The 23,389-nt window shown below is 72.1% G+C and carries 25 protein-coding genes; 14 read left to right on the top strand and 11 right to left on the bottom strand.

The window, feature by feature from the left end; all coding sequences use genetic code 11:
- Window positions 1-7: 7 nt before the first annotated feature.
- Genes ACBJ32_RS05590 through ACBJ32_RS05580 form a run of 3 tightly spaced genes read right to left on the bottom strand, consistent with a single transcriptional unit; the run spans window position 8 to window position 2,170 of the window.
- Complete coding sequence (locus ACBJ32_RS05590) at window positions 8-823, bottom strand: SDR family NAD(P)-dependent oxidoreductase (RefSeq protein ID WP_375125732.1); 816 nt, start codon at window positions 821-823, stop codon at window positions 8-10.
- 45 nt (window positions 824-868) lie between these two features.
- On the bottom strand, window positions 869-1,468 hold the full coding sequence (locus ACBJ32_RS05585; protein ID WP_375125731.1) for a TetR/AcrR family transcriptional regulator: 600 nt from the start codon (window positions 1,466-1,468) through the stop codon (window positions 869-871).
- A 54-nt stretch (window positions 1,469-1,522) separates the two neighbouring features.
- Window positions 1,523-2,170 (bottom strand): TetR/AcrR family transcriptional regulator, encoded by a 648-nt coding sequence (locus ACBJ32_RS05580; RefSeq protein ID WP_375125730.1) that lies wholly within the window; start codon window positions 2,168-2,170, stop codon window positions 1,523-1,525.
- Between the two features lie 198 nt (window positions 2,171-2,368).
- Between ACBJ32_RS05580 and ACBJ32_RS05575 the strand changes: the two genes are divergently transcribed.
- Both ACBJ32_RS05575 and ACBJ32_RS05570 read left to right on the top strand, forming a co-directional pair.
- On the top strand, window positions 2,369-3,706 hold the full coding sequence (locus ACBJ32_RS05575; protein ID WP_375125729.1) for an MFS transporter: 1,338 nt from the start codon (window positions 2,369-2,371) through the stop codon (window positions 3,704-3,706).
- A gap of 14 nt (window positions 3,707-3,720) precedes the next feature.
- Entirely contained in the window at window positions 3,721-6,348 is a 2,628-nt protein-coding gene (locus ACBJ32_RS05570) for a family 78 glycoside hydrolase catalytic domain (RefSeq protein ID WP_375125728.1), read from the top strand.
- A 159-nt stretch (window positions 6,349-6,507) separates the two neighbouring features.
- On the opposite strand, the gene ACBJ32_RS05565 is transcribed toward ACBJ32_RS05570, so the two are convergent.
- Window positions 6,508-6,705 carry a hypothetical protein gene (locus tag ACBJ32_RS05565; RefSeq protein WP_375125727.1) on the bottom strand — a complete coding sequence of 66 codons (198 nt, stop codon included), beginning with the start codon at window positions 6,703-6,705 and terminating at the stop codon, window positions 6,508-6,510.
- Between the two features lie 65 nt (window positions 6,706-6,770).
- On the opposite strand from ACBJ32_RS05565, the gene ACBJ32_RS05560 reads away from it, so the two are divergent.
- Entirely contained in the window at window positions 6,771-7,535 is a 765-nt protein-coding gene (locus tag ACBJ32_RS05560; RefSeq protein WP_375125726.1) for a helix-turn-helix transcriptional regulator, read from the top strand.
- 8 nt (window positions 7,536-7,543) lie between these two features.
- On the opposite strand, the gene ACBJ32_RS05555 is transcribed toward ACBJ32_RS05560, so the two are convergent.
- Together ACBJ32_RS05555 and ACBJ32_RS05550 are read right to left on the bottom strand one after the other, a co-directional pair.
- Window positions 7,544-8,152: a hypothetical protein gene (locus ACBJ32_RS05555; RefSeq protein WP_375125725.1), complete on the bottom strand. Its 609-nt coding sequence runs from the start codon at window positions 8,150-8,152 to the stop codon at window positions 7,544-7,546.
- A gap of 176 nt (window positions 8,153-8,328) precedes the next feature.
- Window positions 8,329-9,516: a DUF5685 family protein gene (locus tag ACBJ32_RS05550; protein ID WP_375125724.1), complete on the bottom strand. Its 1,188-nt coding sequence runs from the start codon at window positions 9,514-9,516 to the stop codon at window positions 8,329-8,331.
- Between the two features lie 144 nt (window positions 9,517-9,660).
- Between ACBJ32_RS05550 and ACBJ32_RS05545 the strand changes: the two genes are divergently transcribed.
- The 4 genes from ACBJ32_RS05545 to ACBJ32_RS05530 are packed head-to-tail and all read left to right on the top strand — an operon-like array spanning window position 9,661 to window position 13,771.
- Window positions 9,661-10,773 (top strand): sensor histidine kinase, encoded by a 1,113-nt coding sequence (locus ACBJ32_RS05545; protein ID WP_375125723.1) that lies wholly within the window; start codon window positions 9,661-9,663, stop codon window positions 10,771-10,773.
- Window positions 10,770-11,447: a response regulator gene (locus ACBJ32_RS05540; RefSeq protein WP_375125722.1), complete on the top strand. Its 678-nt coding sequence runs from the start codon at window positions 10,770-10,772 to the stop codon at window positions 11,445-11,447. Before ACBJ32_RS05545 ends, ACBJ32_RS05540 begins: the two co-directional genes overlap by 4 nt.
- A 59-nt stretch (window positions 11,448-11,506) precedes the next feature.
- Window positions 11,507-12,988: an ArnT family glycosyltransferase gene (locus ACBJ32_RS05535; protein WP_375125721.1), complete on the top strand. Its 1,482-nt coding sequence runs from the start codon at window positions 11,507-11,509 to the stop codon at window positions 12,986-12,988.
- Window positions 12,989-12,997: 9 nt separating this feature from the next.
- The gene (locus ACBJ32_RS05530; RefSeq protein WP_375125720.1) at window positions 12,998-13,771 is read left to right on the top strand and encodes a polyprenol monophosphomannose synthase; all 774 of its coding nucleotides are present in this window, start codon (window positions 12,998-13,000) and stop codon (window positions 13,769-13,771) included.
- Here ACBJ32_RS05530 and ACBJ32_RS05525 read toward each other — a convergent pair.
- Window positions 13,752-14,744, bottom strand: a complete 993-nt coding sequence (locus ACBJ32_RS05525) for a zinc-dependent alcohol dehydrogenase family protein (RefSeq protein ID WP_375125719.1) — start codon at window positions 14,742-14,744, stop codon at window positions 13,752-13,754. The genes ACBJ32_RS05530 and ACBJ32_RS05525 overlap by 20 nt on opposite strands.
- Window positions 14,745-14,831: 87 nt before the next feature.
- Here ACBJ32_RS05525 and ACBJ32_RS05520 point away from each other — a divergent pair, with 87 nt between their 5' ends.
- The 4 genes from ACBJ32_RS05520 to ACBJ32_RS05505 all read left to right on the top strand — a co-directional run bounded on the left by ACBJ32_RS05520 (window position 14,832) and on the right by ACBJ32_RS05505 (window position 17,402).
- Window positions 14,832-15,215: a winged helix-turn-helix transcriptional regulator gene (locus tag ACBJ32_RS05520; RefSeq protein WP_375125718.1), complete on the top strand. Its 384-nt coding sequence runs from the start codon at window positions 14,832-14,834 to the stop codon at window positions 15,213-15,215.
- Between the two features lie 112 nt (window positions 15,216-15,327).
- Window positions 15,328-16,350, top strand: coding sequence for an LLM class flavin-dependent oxidoreductase (locus tag ACBJ32_RS05515; RefSeq protein WP_375125717.1), 1,023 nt, complete (start codon window positions 15,328-15,330; stop codon window positions 16,348-16,350).
- Window positions 16,351-16,516: 166 nt separating this feature from the next.
- Window positions 16,517-16,828, top strand: a complete 312-nt coding sequence (locus tag ACBJ32_RS05510) for a hypothetical protein (protein ID WP_375125716.1) — start codon at window positions 16,517-16,519, stop codon at window positions 16,826-16,828.
- A 139-nt stretch (window positions 16,829-16,967) separates the two neighbouring features.
- On the top strand, window positions 16,968-17,402 hold the full coding sequence (locus ACBJ32_RS05505) for a GNAT family N-acetyltransferase (RefSeq protein WP_375125715.1): 435 nt from the start codon (window positions 16,968-16,970) through the stop codon (window positions 17,400-17,402).
- Window positions 17,403-17,421: 19 nt separating this feature from the next.
- Here ACBJ32_RS05505 and ACBJ32_RS05500 read toward each other — a convergent pair whose 3' ends face one another.
- Window positions 17,422-17,799 carry a DUF6578 domain-containing protein gene (locus ACBJ32_RS05500; RefSeq protein WP_375125714.1) on the bottom strand — a complete coding sequence of 126 codons (378 nt, stop codon included), beginning with the start codon at window positions 17,797-17,799 and terminating at the stop codon, window positions 17,422-17,424.
- A 993-nt stretch (window positions 17,800-18,792) separates the two neighbouring features.
- Between ACBJ32_RS05500 and ACBJ32_RS05495 the strand changes: the two genes are divergently transcribed.
- Window positions 18,793-19,176 (top strand): STAS domain-containing protein, encoded by a 384-nt coding sequence (locus tag ACBJ32_RS05495; RefSeq protein ID WP_375125713.1) that lies wholly within the window; start codon window positions 18,793-18,795, stop codon window positions 19,174-19,176.
- Window positions 19,177-19,555: 379 nt separating this feature from the next.
- Here the strand turns inward: ACBJ32_RS05495 and ACBJ32_RS05490 are convergent, their stop codons facing one another.
- Both ACBJ32_RS05490 and ACBJ32_RS05485 read right to left on the bottom strand, forming a co-directional pair.
- Entirely contained in the window at window positions 19,556-20,758 is a 1,203-nt protein-coding gene (locus tag ACBJ32_RS05490) for an acyltransferase family protein (protein ID WP_375125712.1), read from the bottom strand.
- A 130-nt stretch (window positions 20,759-20,888) separates the two neighbouring features.
- On the bottom strand, window positions 20,889-21,449 hold the full coding sequence (locus ACBJ32_RS05485; protein WP_375125711.1) for a TetR/AcrR family transcriptional regulator: 561 nt from the start codon (window positions 21,447-21,449) through the stop codon (window positions 20,889-20,891).
- An 80-nt stretch (window positions 21,450-21,529) separates the two neighbouring features.
- Here ACBJ32_RS05485 and ACBJ32_RS05480 point away from each other — a divergent pair, with 80 nt between their 5' ends.
- Together ACBJ32_RS05480 and ACBJ32_RS05475 are read left to right on the top strand one after the other, a co-directional pair.
- On the top strand, window positions 21,530-22,156 hold the full coding sequence (locus ACBJ32_RS05480) for an FMN-dependent NADH-azoreductase (protein WP_375125710.1): 627 nt from the start codon (window positions 21,530-21,532) through the stop codon (window positions 22,154-22,156).
- Entirely contained in the window at window positions 22,153-22,467 is a 315-nt protein-coding gene (locus ACBJ32_RS05475; RefSeq protein ID WP_357881412.1) for a multidrug efflux SMR transporter, read from the top strand. The genes ACBJ32_RS05480 and ACBJ32_RS05475 overlap by 4 nt, the downstream gene beginning before the upstream one ends.
- A gap of 28 nt (window positions 22,468-22,495) precedes the next feature.
- On the opposite strand, the gene ACBJ32_RS05470 is transcribed toward ACBJ32_RS05475, so the two are convergent.
- A complete protein-coding gene (locus ACBJ32_RS05470; protein WP_375125709.1) occupies window positions 22,496-23,365 on the bottom strand; it encodes a LysR family transcriptional regulator in 870 nt (289 codons plus the stop codon).
- Between the last annotated feature and the right edge of the window lie 24 nt (window positions 23,366-23,389).

The following is a 23,389-nucleotide window of genomic DNA, read 5'->3' as shown; positions in this document are numbered from 1 at the left end:
TCGTCGCTCAGGCGGTGTCGCCGCCGTCGGCGAGCAGGGTGCTGCCGGTCATGAACGCCGACAGGTCCGAGGCGCAGAACAGGGCGACGCGCGCGATGTCGTCCGGCGTGCCGACGCGGCCGATCGGGCTGTTCAGCATGAGGTCGGTCGGCGGGAGTCCGGCGAGGTCCACGCCCGCGGCGGCAGCCATCGCCAGGTTGCCCTCCGTGGGGACGAAGCTGGGCGCGACCCCGAGCACGCGGATGCCCATGGGGGCGAGTTCGAGGGCCAGCTCGCGGGTGAGGCCGCGGGAGGCGTGCTTCGACCCGACGTAGGCGGCCAGGCCGGGGGCGCTGCCGCGGAAGCCGGCGGTGGAGACGATGTTCACGATGACGCCGCCCGTGCCCGCCACCGCCATGCGGCGGGCGGCCTCGCGCGCACCGGTGAACACGCCGCGCGCGTTCACCGCGAACACCTGGTCCCACGTCTGCTCGGTCATCTCCAGCAGGGGGACGGCCGGGAAGATCCCCGCGTTGTTCACCCAGACCTCCAGGCCGCCGAGCTCGGCGACCACGCGGTCGGCCGCGTCGGACACGGCCGCCGCGTCGGTGACGTCCATGGCGGCGCCGATCGCGCGCACCCCGTGGCGCTCGGCGATCTCCTTGGCCGCCGCCGCGGCCAGTTCCTCGTCGAGGTCGCCGATCAGCAGGTCGGCCCCGGCCTCGGCCAGCCGTGCGGCGATGGCCTTGCCCAGGCCGCGACCGCCGCCGGTGACGACCGCGCGCCGTCCCTTCAGCGAAACGAGCTCGGCAAGGGACTTGCCCGACACATCAGCAGTGGACATGAAACATCTCCTTCAGTTCAGGAACCAGTGGTGGCGCTCGGGCGCTCAGCCCCGGCTCGCGCTGACGCGGTACTGCGCGTTCAGCAGCGGCCAGGTCACCTCGGCCATCTCGGCAGGGGGGCGGGAGCAGCCGCGCTCCAGCCAGTCCATGGCAACCCCGATCAGCGCGCCGCCGGTGAACGCCGCCGTCACGTCGTGCGGGACGCGCTCCGGCCACGCGCCGGCGTCGGCCTGCCTCAGGCGGTCATGGATGACGGCGGCGATGCGGCGGCGGATGTGCCCGGCGACGCGCGCGCTGCCCTGCGAGCCGAGCAGCGCCCGGTACAGGCCGGCGTGCCCGGCCAGGCTCTCGAAGAACGCAGTCAGCGACGCGATCGCCTCCCGCACCAGGTCCGCCGAGTCGAGGGCGGGGCCGGGCAGGGACTCGATCAGCTCGTCGATCATCGCGGTGCAGGCGTCCTCGGCCAGCTCGTGGACGTCGCGGTAGTGGTCGTAGAAGGCCGAACGGCTCACTCCCGCGCCCTCGGCCACGTCCGAGACGCTGATCCGGGACAGGTCCCGCTCCTCGGCCAGCTCGATCAGCGCCCCGGCCAGGGCGGATCGGGTGCGGCGCACGCGCCGGTCGGTGTTCTCCCTGGCGGCCACGGCGCATCCCATCCGTCAAATAACTACAGCTGCAAGTTTTCTTACATGTGTAGCTTAACGTGCCTCGGCGGCGGCGCCCTCCTCCGGGGTGACGACCAGCTTCATGAAGACCTCGAGAAGCCCCAGGGGCTCGCGGGACGGGTCGAGCAGGGCCTGGATGCGCAGGCCGTCGACCATGGCCAGCACCAGCGTGACCTTCTCGTCGGCCGACAGGTACGCGCTGTCCCGCGAGGTGGGCAGCGGGCTGCTGTTGAAGCGGGTGCGCATGCGCTCGCGCCTGGTGACGAAGAACTCGTGCGCGGGATGCGCGGGGTCGGTCGCCGCGATCGACAGCGCCAGCCAGTTGCGCTGGTAGCCGGGGTTCTCGAACTCCTCGCGCAGCACCGCGCTCAGCACGCTGCCCCCCGTCAGCCCGGAGTGGAGGATCTGCTCGGCCAGCTTCTCCTCGTCGGCCTCCCGCTGGGCCAGCGCGGCCAGGAGCAGCTCGTCCTTGCCGGAGAAGTGCCGCAGCAGCGCCGCGTGCGTCACGCCCGCCCGGGCGGCGATGTCCCGCAGCGACGCCCGCTCGTAGCCGTGCTGGGCGAAGCTCTCCAGCGCGGCCCGGACGATCTGCGCACGCCGGGCCGGGGTGGCGGCGTTCGGGCCGCGGCGGCGTCTTGCGGGTTCCTTGCCCTGTTCAGGGCCCTGTTCAGGAGCGGTCACGAACGTCCTCCGTCTGCTGTCGCGCCCGGGGCGGCGATTGATCCAGATTCTAGTATTGCTAAAAAGTTTCCACTGTGGTTACTTTTGCCTTGTGCGGGGGAGTCGCGCATCGACGCGACCGCTAGAGATCTCGAACGCGCGCTGTATCTCGTGGGGCCTGCGCGCCGACAGCACCACCCCAACCCCAGAGGAGCCCCAGTGGTCGAAGAACGACCGGACAGTGATGCCCTCGCCGTCGGAGCCGCGGCATCCCGGCCCGTGACGGCGCCCGGCACCGAGCAGGCGGACCTCGCGGCGCCGCCGCTGCAGCGCATCGGCGCGGGCTACCTCGCGCTGCTGATGACCGCCGGTTTCGGGGCGTCGATCGCGCTCATGGTGCCGCTGACGTACGCGCTCGCCGTACGCATCTCGGAGATCGCGCCGGGACAGGAGGAGGTGCTGGGCTACGTCACCGGCACCGCACAGCTCGTCTACCTCGTGCTCAGCCCGCTGATCGGCATGTGGAGCGATCGCACCAGGTCGCGGTACGGGCGGCGGGCGCCCTTCATGGTGGCGGGGGCGCTGCTCGGCCTGGCCGCGCTGGCCGTCGTGGCCGTCGCGCCGACCGTTCCGCTGATCGGCCTGGGCTGGGTGTTCGGGATGATCGGCTGGTCGGTGGCGGGTGGAGCGATCCAGACGCTGCAGGCCGATCATGTCCCCGAGGAGCAGCGCGGCCGGGTGTCGGCCCTGACCGGCCTCACGACGCAGATCGCCCCGGTGATCGGCATCGGCGTCGCCTACGCGGTCTCGTCGAGCACGTTCCTGGTGTTCATGGTGCCCGGGCTGATCGGCTTCTTCATGATCGTGCTGTTGCCGCTCCTCAAGGCGGAGGGCAGCTCGTACGATCTCGTACGCTCCACCCACGTCGGCGCGAAGGAGCTGTTCGCCGGCTTCGTCTTCAATCCCAGGAAATATCCGGACTTCGGGTGGAACTGGCTCGGCCGCTTCATCTTCTTCATGGGCCTGTACTTCAACACGACCTTCGGCACGTTCTTCTACGCCCAGCGCCTCGACCTGCCCGTCAAGGAGGTCGCGGGGGTCGTGGCGTCCATCGGGATCCTGGGCGTCGTGGCGGCGTCCGTGGGCGCCCTGGCCGGCGGTTTCCTGTCCGACAAGCTCCGCCGGCGCAAGCTGTTCACGTTCATCGGCTCGCTGCTGTTCGTCGCCGGGGCGTGCGTCGACGCGTTCGCGTACTCGTTGCCGCCGCTGATCGCGGGCGCGGTGCTGATGCAGCTCGCCATCGCCGTGTTCGCCGCCGTGGACCAGGCGATCGTCTTCGCGGTGCTGCCCGACCGGGCGCAGGCGGGCCGGTACATGGCGGTGGTCGCGTTCGCGCAGAAGATCCCCAGCGCGATCGCCCCGCTCGTCGCCCCGTTCATCATCACCGCCGGCATGACCGGCGCGGAGAGGAACTACACCCTGCTCTACCTCACCGGAGCCGTGCTCGCCCTGGCCGGCGGCCTGCTCATCCTCCTCAAGGTCAAGTCCGTCCGATGAGGCAGAAAGAGATCATGATCAGCCAATCGCCTTACGACCTGCGCATCGACAGCGGCGGAGACCAGTTCCCCGTCTCCGGCCCCGCGCCCCGGCTGTCGTGGAGGCTGCCGCGCGAGTGGAGCCGCCAGGACGGCTACGACCTGCAGGTCCGCGTGGACGGCGCCGAGCAGGCAGTCGAGGGCGCCGGTTCGGCGCGGCACCTGTTCGTGGAGTGGCCGTTGCCGCCGTTGCGCAGCCGGCAGCGCGTCGCCTGGCGGGTCCGCACGCACCTGGACGGCTCGTCGTCGCGGTGGTCGCCGTGGCACACGTTCGAGTCGGGTCTGCTGGACGGGGACTGGTCGGCCCGCTGGATCTCCCCCCAGGACGGCGCCTCGCCCCGCGTGCTCTCCGGCAGCGTGCGGCTGCGGGGCGACCTCGCCGAGGCCCGGCTCTACGCCACCGCGCTCGGCGTCTACGAGGCGTTCGTCAACGGCACGCGCGCCGGCACGGCGGAGCTGACCCCCGGCTGGACGTCGTACGCCGACACCCTCCACGCCCAGGCCATGGACGTCACGGCGCTGCTCCGCGACGGGGACAACGACCTGGAGATCCTGCTGTCGGACGGCTGGTACCGGGGCAGCGTCGGCACCTGGCGCAGGCGCGACTCCTGGGGCACGATCACCGCGGCGCGGCTCCAGCTCCACGTCCGCCACGCCGACGGCACCGAGACGGTGGCGGTCACGGACGGGAGCTGGACCTCACGCCGCGGCCCCGTCGTCGCGGCCGACCTCATGGACGGCCAGACGACCGACTTCACCGCCCCGCCGGGCGAAACCCGTGCCGTCCTGGTGGACGCGGTCACCGCGCCGCCGATCGGCTGGTCGCCGGCTCCGCCCGTGCGCCGCGTCGAGCGGCTCGCCCCGCACTCGGTGACCCGCCTGGACGACGGCGGCTGCGTCGTGGACTTCGGCCAGAACGCCTCCGGCTGGATCCGCCTCGCCGACCTCGGCCCGGCCGGCACCCGCACCGTGATCGACCACGGCGAGCACCTCTCCCCCGCCGGCGACCTGACGACCTCCCACCTGGACAGCCAGAAGCCGGGCGAGCAGCCGATCCCGTTCGTGCAGCGCGACGAGGTCGTCTCCGCCGGCAGGCCCGGCGAGGTCTTCGAGCCCCGGCACACCGTGCACGGCTTCCGCTACGCCCGCCTCTCCCGCGCCGTGGACCCGGCGAGCGTGACCATGGCGGTGGTCCACACCGACCTGCGCCCCACGGCCACCTTCGCCTGCAGCCACGACGACCTCAACCGCCTGCACGAGGCGGCGCGCTGGAGCTTCCGCGGCAACGCCGTCGACATCCCCACCGACTGCCCCACCCGCGAGCGCCTCGGCTGGACCGGCGACTACCAGATCTTCGCCGCCACCGCCGCCCGCCTGTTCGACGTGGACGGCTTCAGCCGCAAGTGGCTGCGGTCCGTACGCGACGACCAGCTCCCGGACGGCCGCGTGGTCAACTCCTCCCCGGACGCCAACCGGCTCAAGACCCGCTCCGACCCGATGGCGGAGGCGATCACCGGCTCGGCGGGCTGGGGGGACGCCATCGTCCACGTCCCCTGGGTGCTCTACGAGACCTACGGCGACACCGCCGCCCTCGCCGAGAACTGGCCCGCCATGCGCCGGTGGGTCGACTGGGCGCTCACGACCGCCCGCACCGCCCGCCACCCCTCCCGCGTCGAGCGCTCCGCCGAGCCGCTCCCCCACGAGGAGTACCTCTGGGACGGCTCCTTCCACTGGGGCGAATGGACCGAGCCCAGGCAGCGGGCCGCCGACGGCTCGCTCATCGACCCCGTGCTGAGCGACCCCGTCGCCTGGTACACCGCCGACAAGGGCGAGGTCGGCACCGCCTACCTCTACCGCTCCACCCGCACCCTCGCCGCCGTCGCGCGGGTACTCGGCCACACCGGCGACGCCGCCCGTTACCACGCCACGGCCGAGCAGGTGCGCCACGCCTGGCAGCGCGAATTCCTCGACGGCGACGGCCGTACCGCGGCGGGCACCCAGGCGAGCTACGTCCGCGCCCTCGCCTTCGGCCTCGTCCCCGAGGACGTGCGGGACAAGGCCGCCCGCCACCTCGTGGACCTCGTCGACGCGGCCGGCGGCCACCTCACCACCGGCTTCCTGTCCACCGCGGACCTGCTCCCCGTCCTCGCCGACACCGGCCACTCCGACGTCGCCTACCGGCTGCTGTACCAGCGCACCTCCCCCTCCTGGCTGGGCATGCTCGACCGGGGCGCCACCACCATCTGGGAGGACTGGGACGGCGTGGACGAGAACGGCACCGCCACCGCCTCGCTCAACCACTACAGCAAGGGCGCGGTCGTCCGCTTCCTGCACACCCACACCCTCGGCCTGTACCAGGCGCCCGGTTCCATCGCCTGGGAGTCCTTCGTCGTCGCGCCCGTGCTCGACGGGTCGATCACGTGGGCGGAAGGCACGTTCGACAGCCCCCAAGGCAGCATCACCGTCGACTGGCGCGTCCAGGACGGCCACCTGACCATCTCCGCCGACGTCCCCGGAGGCTCCCAGGCGCGGATCAGGTTTCCGGACGGCACCGCGTACCGCGCCGGGCCCGGCCGCTTCTCCCGGCGGCATCCGGCCTCCTGACACGACCGCACAAATCCATAAAATATGGCGGCTTTCCACGGAATAACGCGAAAAAAATGGCAGAAAAATAAAGCCGTTGAGCATCCAGGTTGCGCGGGCTCAGAATGATGAAGTGGTAAGCACGCTTTCCGAGATCGAGGCCGGTGATGGGCGCATGGCTCAAGAGCTGTGTGCCGCCGTCGAATCGGCCGGCGGCCCGGCCGTGGCAGGGGCGGCCATCTCGCGGATCATCCGGCGCAGGGTGCCCCACGACGCGCTGCGCCTGGTCGGCCTGAACCCGGCGACCGGGGTCGGCCTGGGCACCTTCAGCTTCTGGCACGCGTACCAGCCCGCGCTCGTCAGCGATCTGGTGCTCAACAGGCATCTGGACGGCGACCCCTGCCCGCCACCGCTGCTCGCGCGGCGCACCGAGCCCGGTCGCGGTGGTGGGAGCCGGAGGCTGCGGCGGCACGCGCATGCGGCGGCTGCTGGCGTCGCACGGCGTGGGCGCCGAACTACGGCTGCTGATCACGGACCGGCACGGGCCGTGGGGCATGCTGGGCCTGCTGCGCGCCACGGACGTCAGGCCCTTCGGCCCGCAGGACCGCCGGCGGGCGCAGCAGCTCGTCCCCGCGCTGCTGGCGGCGCTGCGCCGCTACGTCACGGCGGGACCGCTGGCCCCGTCGATCCCCGCGCTCCCGACCGGCGTCATCACGGTCGGTCCCGACCACGCCGTCAGGTCGGTCTCGCCCCAGGCGCGAAGCTGGATGCGGCAGATGTGGCCGGGCCTGGGCAGCGGAGTGCCCGACTGGATCGCCGACGCCTTCTGGGTCGGGCTGTCCCTGCACGCGCGGGCCCACGCCCGCGACCCCCGCGCCTGGCAGCCGCTGCTCTGCACGCCGACCGCCAACTTCGGGCGCTCGGTCCTCATGCACGGCCAGCCGCTGGACGACAGGGGCGACGGTGACGTCGCCATCGTCGTCCAGGCGGCCGGCGGCGGCCTGTTGCTGCCGTCGTTCTGCGACTGGTACGGCATCACCACCCGGGAACGCCGCGTCCTCGAACACCTCTACGACGGGGCGGCCCCGAAACAGATCGCCCGAGCCCTGGGCGTGTCCGCCTACACCGTGAACGACCACCTGAAATCGGTGTACGGCAAGACCCGTGCCCAGGGCAGGGACGAACTCATCGCGGCGCTCTCCGGCTGAGCGCCCCCTCAGGCGACGATCGAGATGACCTTGCCGATCGCCTGCCCGGCCGCGACCAGCTTGATGACGGCGTCGAGGAAGGGCACGAAGTCGGCGTTGACCCGGGCCTCCCAGCGCCAGGACCAGCTCCGGTACAGCTCCCCCCAGTGATCGTGCATGAAGGTGTTGATCTCGGACTTGCCCCAGTCGTCATCCCGCGAGCCGGGCTCGAAGGTTCCGTGCACCCGGCCCGTGTGCTGGAAGGTGTAGATGTTGCCCACGGCGTCCTTGACCGCCCAGACGAAGGCCGTGTCGTAGCTGATCGCGCCCGACACGTGGAAGTGCCCGCTGAAGTTGACCGATCCCGTGTCGCTCAGCCCCAGGTTGGCCCAGCCGCCCACGGCCACGCCGTCCTTGAACCCGATGCTCGCGTTCCACGGGCCGAGCTGCTGGCTGTCCATCAGCATCGGCGGTCCGATCCCGGACGCGCTGGCGACGCGCTGCCCGAGCCCGCCCTTGGGGGGCGACTCCGGCATGTGCAGCGAGGCGCCGACGGATGCGCGCACGTTCGGCGCGGTGTCCCATTCGCGGAGGGCGGCGGCGACCCCTTGTGCCTCATCGGCAGTGAATTGCGACATTTCTTGAGATGTCCTTCCGTGTGTTTCCCGTTCCTTGCCTTCTCAGGATGGGAAATCGACCAAGGAAGAGAAATCCCCAGCATTAGGGATTCAGGTGCGGGCGCCGGTCTGCAAGATCTGGCCGGCCGCTCGAAATCGTCGGGATGCGGCCGCCGGCACGTCCATCGGCTCTCTGGTCAGTCGCAGCTACAGCCGTCGCAGCAACAGCCGTCCCCACCCGGACAGCAGGAGGAGCAGTTGCTGCAGTTGCCGCAGCAGTCGTAGCCGGAGCAGTCGAAGCGCTCGCAGCAGGAGCTCTCACGGTCCTCGTCCCAGGCCGGCCGGTACAGGCCGCACGTGCAGCAGGACAGCGCGGTGCACGCCAGCGACAGCAGCCCGCCGGGGTCCTGCTTCGGCGGGCGTTGCCGGGGCGGCGCGCCGGGATCGCCGGGCGGGTGGCCGGTACCGTTCGAGCCGATGGTGCCGTGCGGGCCTGCGGAGGCATGCGGGCCTGCAGAGGCGTAGATGCCGGCGGTGGCGAAGGCTCGGGAGACGGCGCTGCCGGTCTCCCGCACCAGCAGGGCGCGCGTCAGGCCGGGGCGGGGCAGGTCCAGCTCGTCCACGGCGGCGCGCAGCTCCGCGTGCGCGGCGTCGCAGTGGCGGCGGGCCTCGTCCAGGCCGGTGCCGGTGGCGGCCAGCGGGTTGTACGCCCCGGACGCCTGGTCGCCGGCCAGGTCCTCCACCGCGTCGATCAGGTGTGCCAGCCTGCCGAAACCGCGACCGGCCGCCTCCAGGGCCTCCCGGTTGTGCGGCTTCCCCGCGAGCACCGCCGTGTGCCCGAACGCGGCGGCCACGGCGTCCTCGGTGGGCCCCGTCAGCTCTCGTAACCCGGGGGACAGCTGGGCGGGGGCTCGTTCCAGGAGGGCCTGGCGGCCGGCCGCCGCCGTCAGCGGGGTGGGGTCGAAGCCCAGCGTGCCGGCCATGGCCGTGCCGGCCGAGGACCAGCGGCCCGCCAGGCGGGTGGCGCCGGCGGCCACCGGGCGCCGGGCGTAGACGCCGTCGCCGTCCGCCACGTGGTCGTTCACCTTTCCGGCCGCCAGGAGCAGCGACACCGAGGCGGCCAGCCGTACCCCCTCGGACTGCACCACGTCCGCGCCCTTGAAGCCGCGCAGCGCACACGGGCCCGCCCTCCGGCGCGACGCGGACGCAGGCGACTGCCCCTCGGTGAGGACGGACACGAGCAAGCCGTCGTAGTTGGTCACCAGACGGGACAGGTGTCCGTGCTCCTCGCGGAGCGCCAGGCAGAGCCCGCACAGGTGCCCCATCCAGTCCGTGTAGAGCCCCTTGCACAGGACGTGCCGACACGGGCGGACAATGCCGAACATACGTCCCCTTATGCGCACAGTAGACAGCCAACCGTAGCACCAGGCCGCCGGCGGACACCCGGCCTTCGCCCTCTGCCCGTGGCCAGAGGGCGGGTATCCCCGGGGGCGGATGCGCGCGGCACCGGCTGTTCCTACGATGTGGTGATGACTCCCCGCTGGCTGTTACCCGCCGGCCTCGGGCTGCTCGTGCTGCTGATCGGGCTGACGTGGGCGCAGACCAGCACGCGCGGCAGCGACTGTGCGTGGCCTTTCGCCACGGCCTGGTCGCTCGCCGGAGGGGCCGCCTTCGTCGTCGCCTGTCTCGTCATCGTGCGTACGGCGCCGGGCCGCCCTGCCGAGGTGGCCGGTCTGCTGGCTCCCGCCGCCATCGCCGCGCTCACGACGCTCGCCGTCAACAGCATCGGCTGGTTCATCCTGGTTCTCTACATGGGGCTCGTCGCGCTGACCCTGCGGCTGTGGCCGGGCGTCGTCATGTGGCTCGCCTCGCTCGCCGTGGTGGGCGCGGCGGCGTTCACCACGCCGGACCCCGGCTGGCCGAACTGGCTGGCCGCCGTGACGCTGGTCTTCTGGGGCGGCTGGGCCGTGCGATACCGCATCGCGGTGGGCGAGCGGCTGCACCGGGCGGAGAGCGCCGCCGCCGCTGCCGCCGCCCTGGCCGAGCGGCAGCGGCTCGCCGCCGACCTGCACGACATCGTCGCGCACACCCTCGCCGTGACGGTGCTGCACCTGGGCGGTGTACGGCTGGCGCTCGAACACGACCCCAAGGAGGCGGCGGCGGGCATCGCCGAGGCGGAGCGCCTGGCCCGGCAGAGCATGGCGGAGCTGCGCAAGGTGGTCCGCGTGCTCGCCGAGGAAGGCCCCGACCCCGCCGTGGTCGCCCCCCAGCCGACCGCGCCCCGGCTGCCCGAGCTCTTCGAGGAGTACCGGACGGCGGGGCTGCAGCTGGACTCGAACGTCGACGGCGAGCTGCCGGCGGTGGGCCTGACGACCGGGATGGTGCTCTACCGGCTGGTGCAGGAGGCCCTGGCCAACGCCAGCCGCCACGCTCCACGGTGCTCCGTCGAGGTACGGCTGCGCATCTCGGAGCAGGGCGCCGTGCTGGCCACGGTCTCCAACGCCCTGCCCGGCCGCCCGTCCCGGCACAATGGCGGCATGGGACTTCGCGCGATGGCCGACCGGGTGCGCATGGTGGGCGGCCACGTCACCGCCGGCCCCGAGGACGACCGGTGGGTCGTGCGGGCGGAGCTGCCGGCATGATCTCGGTGGTGCTGGTCGACGACCAGGAGCTGGCCAGGGCGGGGCTGCGCACGATCCTGCGCCGGCCGTACGGGTTCGACGTGATCGGCGAGGCGGCCGACGGCCGGGCGGCGCTGGCGGAGGTCGCGCGCGTCCGGCCCGACGCCGTGGTCATGGACATCCGCATGCCGCGGATGGACGGCGTCGAGGCCACGCGTGCCCTGCTGGCCGCGGATCCGGCCGCCCGCGTCCTGGTGCTGACCACGTTCGGCGAGGACGGCGTGCTCGCGGCGGCGCTGCGGGCCGGCGCGTCGGGGTTCTGCCTCAAGGACGCTCCGGCCGAGGACATCCAGCGGGCCGTGCGCGCGGTGGCGGCGGGTGACGGCTGGCTGGATCCCGCCGTCTGCGGGCGGGTCCTGCGGCGCTACCGTACGGATCCGGTGACCGACCCCGACGCGGTCCGGCGGCTCGGCGAGCTCACCTCCCGCGAGCTCGACGTGCTCAAGCTCATCGGCCGGGGGCTCACCAACACCGAGATCGCCCGCCACCTCGTCATCGGTGAGGGCACGATCAAGACCCACGTCGGCCGGATCTTCACCAAGCTGGCGGTACGCGACCGGGCCGCGGCCGTCGTCTTCGCGTTCGACCACGGCGTGGTCCGCCCCGGGGAACCGCCGCCTATGCCTGGGGGCTGACTCCAGGTTCCGTCCCTGGTCGGACGACGGGCGGGGAGGTCGTCGGCGACCGTGAAGGCATGCTTCTTCAGACGCCCGGCCGCCAGCGCGCCGCCCCTGCCTCGCTCCCGCCGATCGCCTGGCGGACCACCGGGCCCGTCGCGGCCGCCGTCGTGGTCACGCTGCTCCTGCTGAGCCCGTGGTACGGCTACCACCGCGACGAGCTCTACTTCCGGCTGCTCGGTCAGACCCCCGCCTGGGGGTACTTCGACCAGCCTCCGCTGACCCCGCTCCTGGCCAGGCTGTCCACGGAGCTGTTCGGGGACACCGTCGTCGGGCTGCGGGTCGTGCCCGCCCTGTGCACGGGGGCGCTGATCCTGCTCGGCGCCGCGATCACGCGGGAGCTCGGCGGCCACCGCGGCGCGCAGTCGCTCGCCGCCGCCGGGCTCGGCACCGGGATGTTCCCCCTGCTCACCGGGCACACCCTGCTGACGCAGTCGGCCGACTTCGTGTTCTGGACGGCGTGCCTCCTGTGCGTGCTGCGCGCCCTGCTGCGAGGCGACGGACGGTGGTGGCCGGCGGCCGGGGCCGTCGCGGGCGCCGCCACGTACAACAAGCACCTCATCCTGCTGCTGCTCGCCGGGCTGGCCGCCGGCCTGCTCGTCACCGCCGGGGCGGCGGCGAAGGGGCCGCGTGCCGTCTTCGCCGGCAGGTGGTTCTGGTCCGGGGCGCTCCTGGCCGCGGTGCTCGCGTCGCCGAACGTGGTCTACCAGGCGGTCAACGGCTGGCCCCAGCTCACCATGGCCGCCACGCTCAGCGAGCCCGTCAACCGGATCGTGTTCGTGCCGATGCTGGTGGCGCTGCTCAGCATGGGAGCGTTCGTGATCGCCGTCGCCGGGTGGGCGTGGTCGTACCGGCGGCCGGAGACCAGGCCGCTGGCGATCGCCGCCCTGGTGACGATCCTGCTCGGCTGGGCGTCAGGAGGGCGGGCGGACTACGTCGCGGGGAGCCTGATCTTCGCCTTCGTGGCCGGCTGCGTGCCCGCCGCCACGTGGATGCGGGCCCGCCGCGCCCGGCTGCGGACGGTGTGGTGGGGGCTGCTCGGCAGCTCGGTCGTCGGGATCGCCGTGGCGCTGCCGCTGCTCCCGCTGCCGGCGCTCAGCTTCTCGCCCAACGAGGTGTCCAGGGAGTCGGTGGGCTGGCCGCAGTTCGCCGCGCAGGTGGCGGCGGTGCACCGGGCGCTGCCACCAGGGACGATCGTGATCACCTCGAACTATGGCGAGGCCGGTGCACTGAACCGGTTCGCGCCGGGCATCCCCGTCTACAGCGGGCACAACGAGCTGTGGCACCAGGGGCCACCGCCGCGGACGGCGCGGACGGTGGTCGCCGTGGGGCTGCCGCCCTCGCGGCTGCGGACGCGCTTCACCGCCTGTGAATCCGCCGGGGTCATCGATCACGGCACCGCAGTCGCGAACGAGGAGCAGGGCCTGCCCATCACGGTCTGCTCGGGGCCGCGAACTCCATGGACGAGCGCCTGGGCCGACTTCCAGCACGCGAGCTGAGGAGCGATCATGAGCACCGTTCTGGTCATCACGCCGACCTACAACGAACGGGACAACCTGCCCGGCATCGTGGCCAGGATCCGCGCGGCCGTGCCCGCCGCCCGCGTCCTCGTCGTCGACGACAACAGCCCCGACGGCACGGGCCTGGTCGCGGACGAGCTCGCGGCCGGGCTCGACGGCGTGCACGTCCTGCATCGGGAGCGCAAGCAGGGGCTGGGCGCCGCGTACCTGGCGGGCTTCCGGTGGGGGCTCGAGCGCGGCTTCGACCTGCTGGTGGAGATCGACGCCGACGGCTCGCACCCGCCCGAGCGGCTGCCCGCCATGCTGCGCGCGGCGGAGCGGGCCGACCTCGTCATCGGCTCACGCTGGGCGCCCGGCGGCCGCGTGGCGAACTGGCCGCGCAGGCGGGAGCTGCTCTCACGGCTGGCCAACCGTTACGTACGGCGGGCGCTGCGCCTGCGCGTCGCCGACGCCACGGGCGGGTTCCGCGTCTACCGGGCCGCCGCGCTGGAGGAGCTCCTGCTCGGCGGGGTGGAGTCGCGGGGTTACTGCTTCCAGGTGGATCTCACGCTGCGGGCCGTCCGTCACGGGTACACGGTGGCGGAGGTGCCGATCACCTTCGTCGACCGGGCGAACGGGGCGAGCAAGATGAGCGCCGGCGTCCTGTTCGAGGCTCTCTGGCGGGTGACCGTCTGGGCCTGGTCGCCGCGGCGTCGGCCCGGCGGGCGGGAGCGGGCTGGGCCGGCTCGGTCCTGGTCCGTTCCTAGGGTTCCCGGACCGTGACGACGAGCTTCTTCCCGGCGTGGAGCCCCTTCTCGAGGTGGCGGTGTGCCTCGGCGACGTCGTCGAGGGCGAACACCCTGCCGACGGCGGGCCGCAGTGCGCCCAGGCGTACACCGGCGTTCAGGAAGGCCGCCATGCGCTTCACCACGACGGCGTCGAGGGTGTGCTCGAAGCTCCGGTAGCTGAAGATCGTGAGCGGTGTGCTGCCCGGGAAGGGGGTGGGCCGAGGGTCCAGGAAGCCGGCGGCGACCAGCGTCCCGCCGGGGCGGGCCGCCTTCAGCAGCTCCTGCTGGCCGGGGCCCATGACGAGGTCGAGGACGATGTCGGCGCCGGCCCCGCCGGTGTGGTGGCGGACGGCTTCGGCGACGTCCGCGTGGTCGGTGGCGATGACCGCGGCGGCGCCGGCCGCGAGCAGGTCGTCCTTCCGCGCAGTGTGCCGGGTGACGGCGATGGGCACGGCGCCGAGCTGGTTGGCGATCTGCATCGCCGCCCGGCCGACGCCGCCGGACGCGGCGGTGATGAGGACGTGGTCGCCGGGCCGCATCCCCGCCTTCTCGACGAGCGCGCCGTAGGCGGTGGAGTACGCGACCCAGATCGCCGCCGCCTCCGTGGTCGCGAGCCCGGCCGGCCGGGCGACGACCTGGCTCGCGGGGACCGTGGTGTATTCGGCGTAGCTGCCCCTGACGCCTGCGTCCGGGACGGCCGTGAGGATGACCGGATCGCCGATCCTCAGCCCGGTGACCTCGGGGCCCAGCGCGTCGACGACGCCGGTTCCTTCGACGCCGAGGCGGGCGTGGGGCAGGGAGACGGTCGCGGGCAAGGCGCCGGAACGCATCATCAGGTCGAGCGGGTTGACGGCGAACGCCTCGATCCTGACCCTTACCTCGCCGGCCGCGGGCTCGACGGCCGGCTCCTCGGCGACGTGCATGACATCCGGCCCGCCGAACTCGTCGAACACGACGACTCGTGGCATGGTGGCTCCTTCGCGGCTGGTGCTGGTTTCGTTGCTCGCGAAAGACGTTACGGAGCCGTGGGTTACCTCCTGGTACCTTCGAATTTCATGCAGAACGTGGCTGGACCAGCCTTCCTCGCCGACTGCCCCACGCGCCTGGCGGTCGACATCATCTCCGACAAGTGGGCCGTGCTCGTGGTCTTCGGGCTCAGCCTCCAGCCTCGAAGGCACGGTGAGCTGGTCGACCTCATCGGTGGCATCTCGCGCAAGGTCCTCACCCAGACGCTGCGCCGGCTCCAGCAGTACGGTCTGGTCGAACGCCGTGCCGAGGCGCCCCGGCGGGTCGAGTACCGCCTCACCGACCTCGGCCGCACCCTCGTCGGGCCCATCGAGGTCCTGACGGACTGGGCGAGGGACCACGGCGGCGCCATCGTCGACTTCCAGGAGGCGGCGGAAGCCGCGGCTTCGGCTCAGGCTCGCGCGGCGGGTTGATCCCGGCGATGGGCGGCCTCGCCGGCGGGGCGGATCGGGTGCGCTTCAGCTGGGCCGCTTCCCGTCTCGGACGTGCGGAATGTCCTTGACGCGAGGAAGGTTGAGCATGCATATGAAGAAGATCGGTTTCCTGAGCTTCGGGCATTGGTCGTCGTCGCCGTACTCGAAGGCGCGCAGCGCGTCCGACACCCTGTTGCAGTCGATCGAGCTGGCGGTGGCCGCCGAGGAGCTCGGTGCCGACGGCGCCTACTTCCGCGTCCACCACTTCGCCCAGCAGCTCGCCAGCCCCTTCCCGCTGCTGGCGGCCGTCGGCGCGCGGACGAGCCGGATCGAGATCGGCACGGGCGTGATCGACATGCGCTACGAGAACCCCCTCTACATGGCCGAGGACGCCGGCGCGGCCGACCTCATCGCGGGCGGGCGGCTGCAGCTCGGCATCAGCCGCGGATCACCCGAGCAGGTGATCGACGGCTGGCGCTACTTCGGCCACGAGCCGGCCGAGGGCGAGACCGAGGCGGACATGGCGCGCAGGCACGCGGAGGTCTTCCTCAAGGTGCTGGAAGGCGAGGGGTTCGCCCAGCCGAACCCGCGGCCGATGTTCCCCAACCCGCCCGGGCTGCTGCGCCTCGAACCGCACTCGCCAGGGCTGCGGCAGCGGATCTGGTGGGGCTCCAGCTCGAACGCCACCGCGAAGTGGGCCGCCGGGCTGGGCATGCACCTGATGAGCTCCACGCTCAAGGACGACGAGAACGGCAAACCGTTCCACGTGCAGCAGGCCGAGCAGATCGCGGCCTACCGGCAGGCGTGGCAGGAGGCCGGCCACGAGGGCGAGCCGCGGGTGTCGGTGAGCCGCTCGATCATGCCGATCGTCAACGAGACGGACCGCGCGTACTTCGGTCACGAGCGCGCCAGTTCCGACCAGATCGGCTTCATCGACGCCACCACCAGGGCCATCTTCGGGCGCACCTACGCCGCCGAGCCCGACGTGCTCGTCAAGGAACTGGCCGCCGACGAGGCGATCGCCGCGGCCGACACGCTCCTGCTGACCGTGCCCAGCCAGCTCGGCGTGGACTACAACGCCCACCTGCTCTCATCGGTCCTGACCCACGTCGCCCCGGCCCTCGGCTGGCGCTGACGGGGCAGGAGCTCGCGGCGTGCTCGATGGCCTCCGGTGCGGGACAGGGGAATGACCACGATCGATGTCCCTCCTGCCGACCAGCCGCACCGTGAGGACGTCGCTCAGCCTGCGGAGGACGTGGTTCCCGACGTAAGGGTCCTGGTGTCGGAGGCGCACGCCCTGGATGCACCCTAGGAAGCGACGCATCCCCCTGCTGCTGGCCGGACTCGCGGTGGTCACCGCCGCGTCGGCCGGATGCGCCACGGGCGACCAGAACGGCCGGGCCGCCCGGAGCGCGGCGGAGCGGCAGGCGGAGATCGCGGCCAAGAGCCGCCAGGTGATGGACCTGGAACGCGCCATGCACCGCTTCGCCAAGACCGGCACCGGCGGCGCGCAGATCACCTACACCACCTCGGACGCGTCCCTGATCAAGGCGCTGCACGCCTGGTTCGACGCCCAGGTCTCCGACCACGGCCGGCACGCCGAACACGGCTGACCCCCTCCCCCTGCACGCCACCGAACCAGTGCCGCAGAACGCGGCCTTCATACCCAACCGCGGTACGGTTTATCGGGCATGTCGGCCGCCCGGCCTGACAACATGCCGGCTCCTCGAGCCCCTCCCTGGAAGGACCACTGTGATCAACATCCGCCGCGCCACCCCCGACGACGCCACCACCGTGCACGGCCTCATGCGCGAGCTGGCCGAGCATCAGGACCAGGCTTGGGGCGTCACGGTGAGCGCCGACGAGCTGAAGCACCTGCTGACCCGCCCCGAGATCACCTACCTGATCGCCGAGCGGGACGGCCAGGCCGTCGGCTACGTCTCCTGGCTGGAGCGGATCAGCTTCTGGTCCGGCCAGGACTACCTTCACCTGGACGACCTGTACGTGACCGCCGCCGAGCGCGGCCACGGCGTGGGCGAGCGACTCATGCACGCGGCGGCCGAAGCCGCCGACGGCAAGGTGATCCGCTGGGAGGTCGCCGAGGCCAACGAGGCGGCACAGCGCTTCTACACGCGCATCGGCGCCACCCTCATCAGCAAGAAGATCGGCCGCTGGCAGCCCAGGTAGAGCGACGCGGGGATGGTGCCTACCGGTCGACCGCGAGGGTCACGACGTATCCGACGAATTTGCGGTCACCGGCATCTGGATCCTGCCCGTCGGCGGCGGTCTGCGGAGAGAGCACGCCATCGACCGGGTGATAGGCGTTCTCGCCGGGGAGGGGTTCCATCCGAGCGTGGACCGCGGCGATCCGGGTGACCTGGGCCTGGACACGGAGCCGGTCAGGAGACGGGTCGCCGTGGTGTTCCTCGCTCCACTCGATCGTGGCGGCGGTCTGCTCTCCCAGGACGCGGGTCAGCCAGTCGCGGTCAGCCGGGATGAGGGTCCAGGAGACCGCTGATCCGACCTGGAAGGGCTCGCCGCAACACTGCATCTGCCAGTCGTCGACCCAGACGTTCCATCTCATCCCGCCAGTCTTGCCAGGCAGGCCGGTTCGCACCACTACCCGAGGGGGTGCGGCGTCCACCTGAACGAGCCGTCCAGGAACTACCCATGAAAGATCAAAGTCCGGGCCGGACGCCGAGAGGCGCCGATACGTTGCGCACGCGTAGTGATCAGACGCTTCCGGGGGGCAGGACATGCGCAAGAAGCTTGAGCGGGCTCGTGGACGGGTGTCCGCGAAGGCTCTGATGCTGGTGGGGGGAGCCGCCGCCGTCGTGGCCATCGCGGTGGCCGTGGGCGGGGCTGGGCCGACCACGTCCGCCGGGCGGCAGAACGAGGGCGCGGACGCCCAGCAGGACGTCGCTCGCGATGGCGCCCCTCCCGCAGTCGCGCAGCTCCGGCCCGGGCCGAGCGCCCCGGCTGCCTCCCCCTCTCCGGCTCCGGAGGCTCTTCCCCGGGCGAAGACCGCAGGACGAGGCGGTCGAGCCGGCGGCACGAACCAGGAGGGTACGGTCAGCGATCGCGGGCGGGCCGACGAGCCGCGTGGTCGCCGCGAACTCGTGCGGCCACGCCCGCCGGCCGGCCCCGCGGGCGATCGCCACCCTTCCCGGCCGGGCCGTCGGGCAAAGCACGGGTCGAGCGCCTCAGCCCCGCACTCGCCGGCGCCGTCGGGACGCGGTGAAGGCGTTTCGCTGCTCGGGGTGAAGTGCGATGAGATGTTCCCGCCGCACAGGCAGGAGCTCGGGGTGCGCAACCTCGCGTGCCATCGCCTCCTGGGCTGACGAGCCGGCGATGCGGGGGACGACCGTGCCGGCCGTCAACGGCTCACCGGCCCGGGTCCGGCCGATGACGCCTGCCGGGCCATCCGCAAGGACTTTCCGCACATACCCGGATGACCTGGAATTCTTCGGGTCTCGCGCCTGCCGCCGGGTAGCGCCGGGGGCGTGAAGAGGGCGTAGTGTGGGCGGTACTCGGACACATGCCCGTCCCCCCTGGGCTCTGATGGAGGTCCGTTGCTGTGCCGTCGCTGACGTTCAGTTCCCAGTATCTGCCCGGCGTGACCGTGATCGCGGTGGCCGGGGAAGTGGACATCACCACCGCTCACCTCTTGGCCGACTACATCAGCCGTACCCGCCGCCACCAGGGCGACCACGTCGTGCTCGACCTGAGCGAGGTGCCGTACATGAGCACCTCGGCGCTGCCCGTCCTGCTGCAGACCCACATCACCGCCCGCCGCAACCGTGCGAGCCTGCACCTGGCGGCGCCGGCGCGCGGGCCGGCGCAACTGCTGCACGTCACCGAGGTCGAGTGCATGCTGAACGTGCACGACACCGTGGAACAGGCCATCCGCGCCGCGTTGCAGGCGGCACAGCCGTCCCCGGTCGGCGGTGGCGTCAGCTAGCCGCGGGCCTGCCCGGGGCAGGAGCACGTCCCGGCCGCCGTTCGGATCCGGGGTTGCCGGCGATGCCCTGATCAGGCCCGGCGTCACTCGCCCAGCGATCAAGGCGTTCGCCGACCGGCTCGCCCAGGGTCAGCGGCGACGCCTCCTTCTGCGCGCGCTACGGCTGGTGTCCGAGCCGCCCCCGCCGGGTGCGCGGGGATCCGGGTAGGGGGCCAGCGAAGGCCGCAGCCCCAGTAGCCCTAGATACTGTCTGGTCTGCATGATGTCCTCCCGTGTTGTCTACCGACCTTTTCGGCTTTCTCCTTTTCGGCCAGTACTCGCGACAACACGGCGGGTATAACGAGACTTCCCCAATCGTCCGATATGCGTTTATCTCGCCCTAAACTTTGCGATCCGGTCTCGCGGCGGGCCCGCGTGCCAGCCGACGGCCGAGACGCTGCATCGGGCGTTCGACGAAGCGGTGGCTGAGCCAGCTCGCCGGCATCAGCAGGCCCAGGAACGCCACGCTGACGCCGATCTGCAACGGCGGCGGCGACCACCGCATCTCCCCGGCCACCTGCATGACGACCAGGAGGATCGGCAGGTGCGCGAGGTAGAGCGAGTAGCTGATCGTGCCGAGCCAGGTGAGCACGGCGGGGATGAGCCGGGCCCGCCACGCCATGGCGGCGGCGAAGGTGAGGGCCGCGAGCAGGACGGTCAGGCTCCACACGTCCGGCCGGACCCACCACCAGCCCGCGTTCAGCGCCCACAGGGGCGTCGCGGCCACGAGCGCCACGGCGGCGGCCACCGGCCACAGCGGCCCCTGGCCGCGCTCCCATCGATGGACCGCCGTGCCGGCGAACATCACGGCCAGGATCGCCACGCCGAACCAGGGAACCCGGCTGCTCGACAACACCAGCGCCAGCGCCATCACGCCCAGCGCGTACGCGGCCGGGGTGCGCCCGCGGCCCGCCACCACGCAGGCGAGCCCGACCACGAACACACCGCACGAGACCGAGGCCGGCCATCCGCCCGACAGCGGCGGCCCCGGCAGCGCCAGCGCGGCGAAGGCCGCGACGAGCGCGAACAGCGCCGGCAGCAGCCCCAGCCGGTCACGCACGCCGGCCGTGAACAGCGCGACGACCAGCAGGTAGAAGACCATCTCGTACGACAGCGTCCACATGGTGTTCAGCACGCCTGCCGCCCCCACCGCGTCCAGGAGCATCGTCGCGTGCGCGGCCACGGACGACAGGTCCCTGGACACCTCGGGCCGGACCGGGATCCACCAGGCCAGCGCGAGGACCAGGGCGATGACCGCGAGATAGAGCGGGTACAGGCGGAAGAACCGTCCGATCCAGAAGGCCCGCACGTCGCCGTGCCGTTCCAGCGAGGTCGGGATGATGTAGCCGCTGACCAGGAAGAACACCAGCACGCCGTAGACGCCCAGGTTGAACGCGGTGGGCCGCAGCCAGGGCATGGCCCAGGTCGTCAGGTGCTCCCCCACCACCGCGAGGGCGCCGATGCCCCGCAGGGCGTCCAGCCAGGCGAGCCGGGGCGGAGTCTGGGGCGCGACACCGTGAGCTCCAGGAAGGGCCAGCGACATATGGCCCAACGTATCGGAATCGTGATCCTTTGCCTGCGGTGTCCCGGGCCGGATCTCTCGTCGTCCCGCGAGGGCAGCGCGGTCCGGCGCCTGCGCCCCGGCGTGGCGCGCGCCGCCATCGGGGCCGGGCTCAGGAGGCCTCTGGCTCCAGGGTCCTCGTGAGCCTGGCCAGCGCCTCGGTGATCTGCTCGGGGGTGAGGCCGAGCACCGTGCGCTGGTAGCCGTACACCTCGGGAGCCAGGGGGGCGAGCAGGACGTCGACCAGCGCGTCCGGGCGGGGTGTGCCCGCGGCGGCCAGGAGCGCGCGCACGTGGGCGCGCCAGAAGCCGTACGCGCCCGTCTCGAAGCGGGAGCGGCCCACCTCCGAGCCGAGCACCAGGTGGGAGTGGTCCTCCAGCAGGCGGACCATGGCGGCGTAGAAGGCGGCCAGCCGCTCGGCGGGCGGCGCTCCCGGGCCCAGGGGCGGCTCGCCGCGCAGCAGGTGTTCCTGCAGGTCCCTCTCGTGCTCGTCGAGCAGTGCCACGGCGATCGACGCCCGGTCGGGATAGCGGCGGTAGAGCGTGCCCCGGCCCACCCCGGCCTTCTTGGCGATGTCGTCCATCGTCACCTCCTGCGGGGACCGCTCGGCGAACAGCAGGGCGGCCGCCTCCAGGATCCGGGCGCGGTTGCGTGCGGCGTCGGCTCTCTCCATGCACGCGATTGTATCCGGACACGGCGTCCGGTTATAGTGAAGTGGACATCGTGTCCACATATCTGTGACGAGGAGAGATCATGCTGCTGCACCTGGACGCCAGCGCCCGCCGGGCGTCGTTCTCGCGGAGGCTGTCGGGCGTGTACGCCGAGACCTGGCGAGCGGCCCACCCGCAGGCGGGCTACGTCTACCGCGACCTGGCCGCGCAACCCGTGCCGCACATCGGCGAGGCCTGGACCGAGCTGTGCGACCACATCCTGGAGCACGAGATCACCGACATCTCCCGCTATCGGGAGGCGGTTCGCACCCCCGCCCAGCGCCAGGCGTGGGCCGTCGTGGAGCCGCTGCTGGAGGAGGTGGTCGCGGCCGAGGTGATCCTCATCGGCACGCCGATGTACAACTACTCGATCCCCTCGGCGCTGAAGGCCTGGCTGGACCAGATCACCTTTCCCAAGATGTCGCTCGAAGGCCGCTCGTTCGTGGTGACCAGCGCGCGCGGCGGCGCGTACGGCCCCGGCACGCCGCGCGAGCCGTACGACCATCAGGAGCGCTACCTGCGCGACTTCTTCAAGGGCCACTTCAGGGTCGAGGACGTCACGTTCATCCACGCCGAGCTCGTCAACGCCCGCCTCGACCCGGCGCTGGCGCACCTGCGGGACCAGCATGAGGAGTCCCTGGCGGCGGCGCTGGAGGAGGCGGCGCGATGAACTGGCTGATCCTGCTGCTGGCCGGGCTCGTCGAGGTGGCGTGGTCGCAGTCCATCAAGCCGACGCAGAACTTCACCCGGCCGCTGCCCACGCTGATCTGCCTGGTCCTGATGGCCGCCGCCGTCTGGCTGCTGTCCCAGGCCATGAACACGCTGCCGGTCGGCACCGCGTACGCCGTCTTCACCGGCATCGGCGCCGTCGGCGCGATCACCTTGGGCATCGTGCTCAACGACGACCCCGTGTCGGTGGGCAGGATGGCGGCGCTCGCCCTGATCGTCGGCGGCATCGTGCTGGCCCGGGTCACCGCCTGAGCCGGGTCGGATGGTGGGCGCGAGATCGCTACCGGGCGGCGTCCTGGATGGCCTGGATCAGCGCGCTGGTGGCGGGTGGATCGGGTGGGTCGCCGTAGGTGGCGGCGTAGAGGCGGCGGGTGAAGCCGGTGAGCTCGGTGGTGTGCACGCCGGGATTGCGGTGGGCCCGCAGCGCGAGACCGGGCAGGGTGGTGACGCCCACGCCGGCGGCGACGAGGGCCTGCACGACGACCATGTCGTCGCTGAGCGATGCGATGCGCGGAGTGAACCCCGCGTGCCGGCACAGCGCGATCAGTTCGTTCTGGCACCGTTCGCAGCCGCCGATCCAGGCGGAGTGGAGGTGGTTGGCGATGCTGTCCTCGGGTCGCCGGCTCACGAGGTGGATCGAGTCGTCGCCGACGTGGACGAGGCGAAAGCCCTCTTCCTCCTCCTCGACCGGGGCGCCGGCGTACCGGTAGACGAGCGCGACGTCGATCTTGCCCTGGCGCAGCAGCTGCAGTGCTTCGACCGGGTGACGGTCGAACAGGATCAGCTCCAGCCCCGGATGCGCCCGGGTCAGGGCGGTGGCCGCCTTCGGCACGATCGTGCTCAGCGATGAGGCGTTGGCGGCCAGGCGGACCCGCCCTGCCCGCAAACCGACCTGCGCCGCCAGCTCGCTGGTCGCCGCCTCGACCCGGCCCACGATCTCGGCGGACCGCGTGGCCAGCAGTTGCCCTTCCGGGGTCAGCCGGATCCCGCGCCCCACTCTCTGGATGAGCTTGACCCCGGTGGCTGCTTCCAGGCGGGACAGGTAGTGGCTCACCGACGGCTGCGAGTAGTGCAGCTCTCTGGCCGCTTCGGTCACGGATCCGTGTCGCGCCACCGCGGCCAGCACCTTGAGGTGGATCAGGTTTAGCACATATTAAGAATATGCATACGAATC

It is taken from the genome of Nonomuraea sp. GTA35, assembly GCF_041950525.1.
Taxonomy (GTDB): Bacteria; Actinomycetota; Actinomycetes; order Streptosporangiales; family Streptosporangiaceae; genus Nonomuraea.
This window is presented reverse-complemented; position numbering and strand designations above follow the sequence as displayed.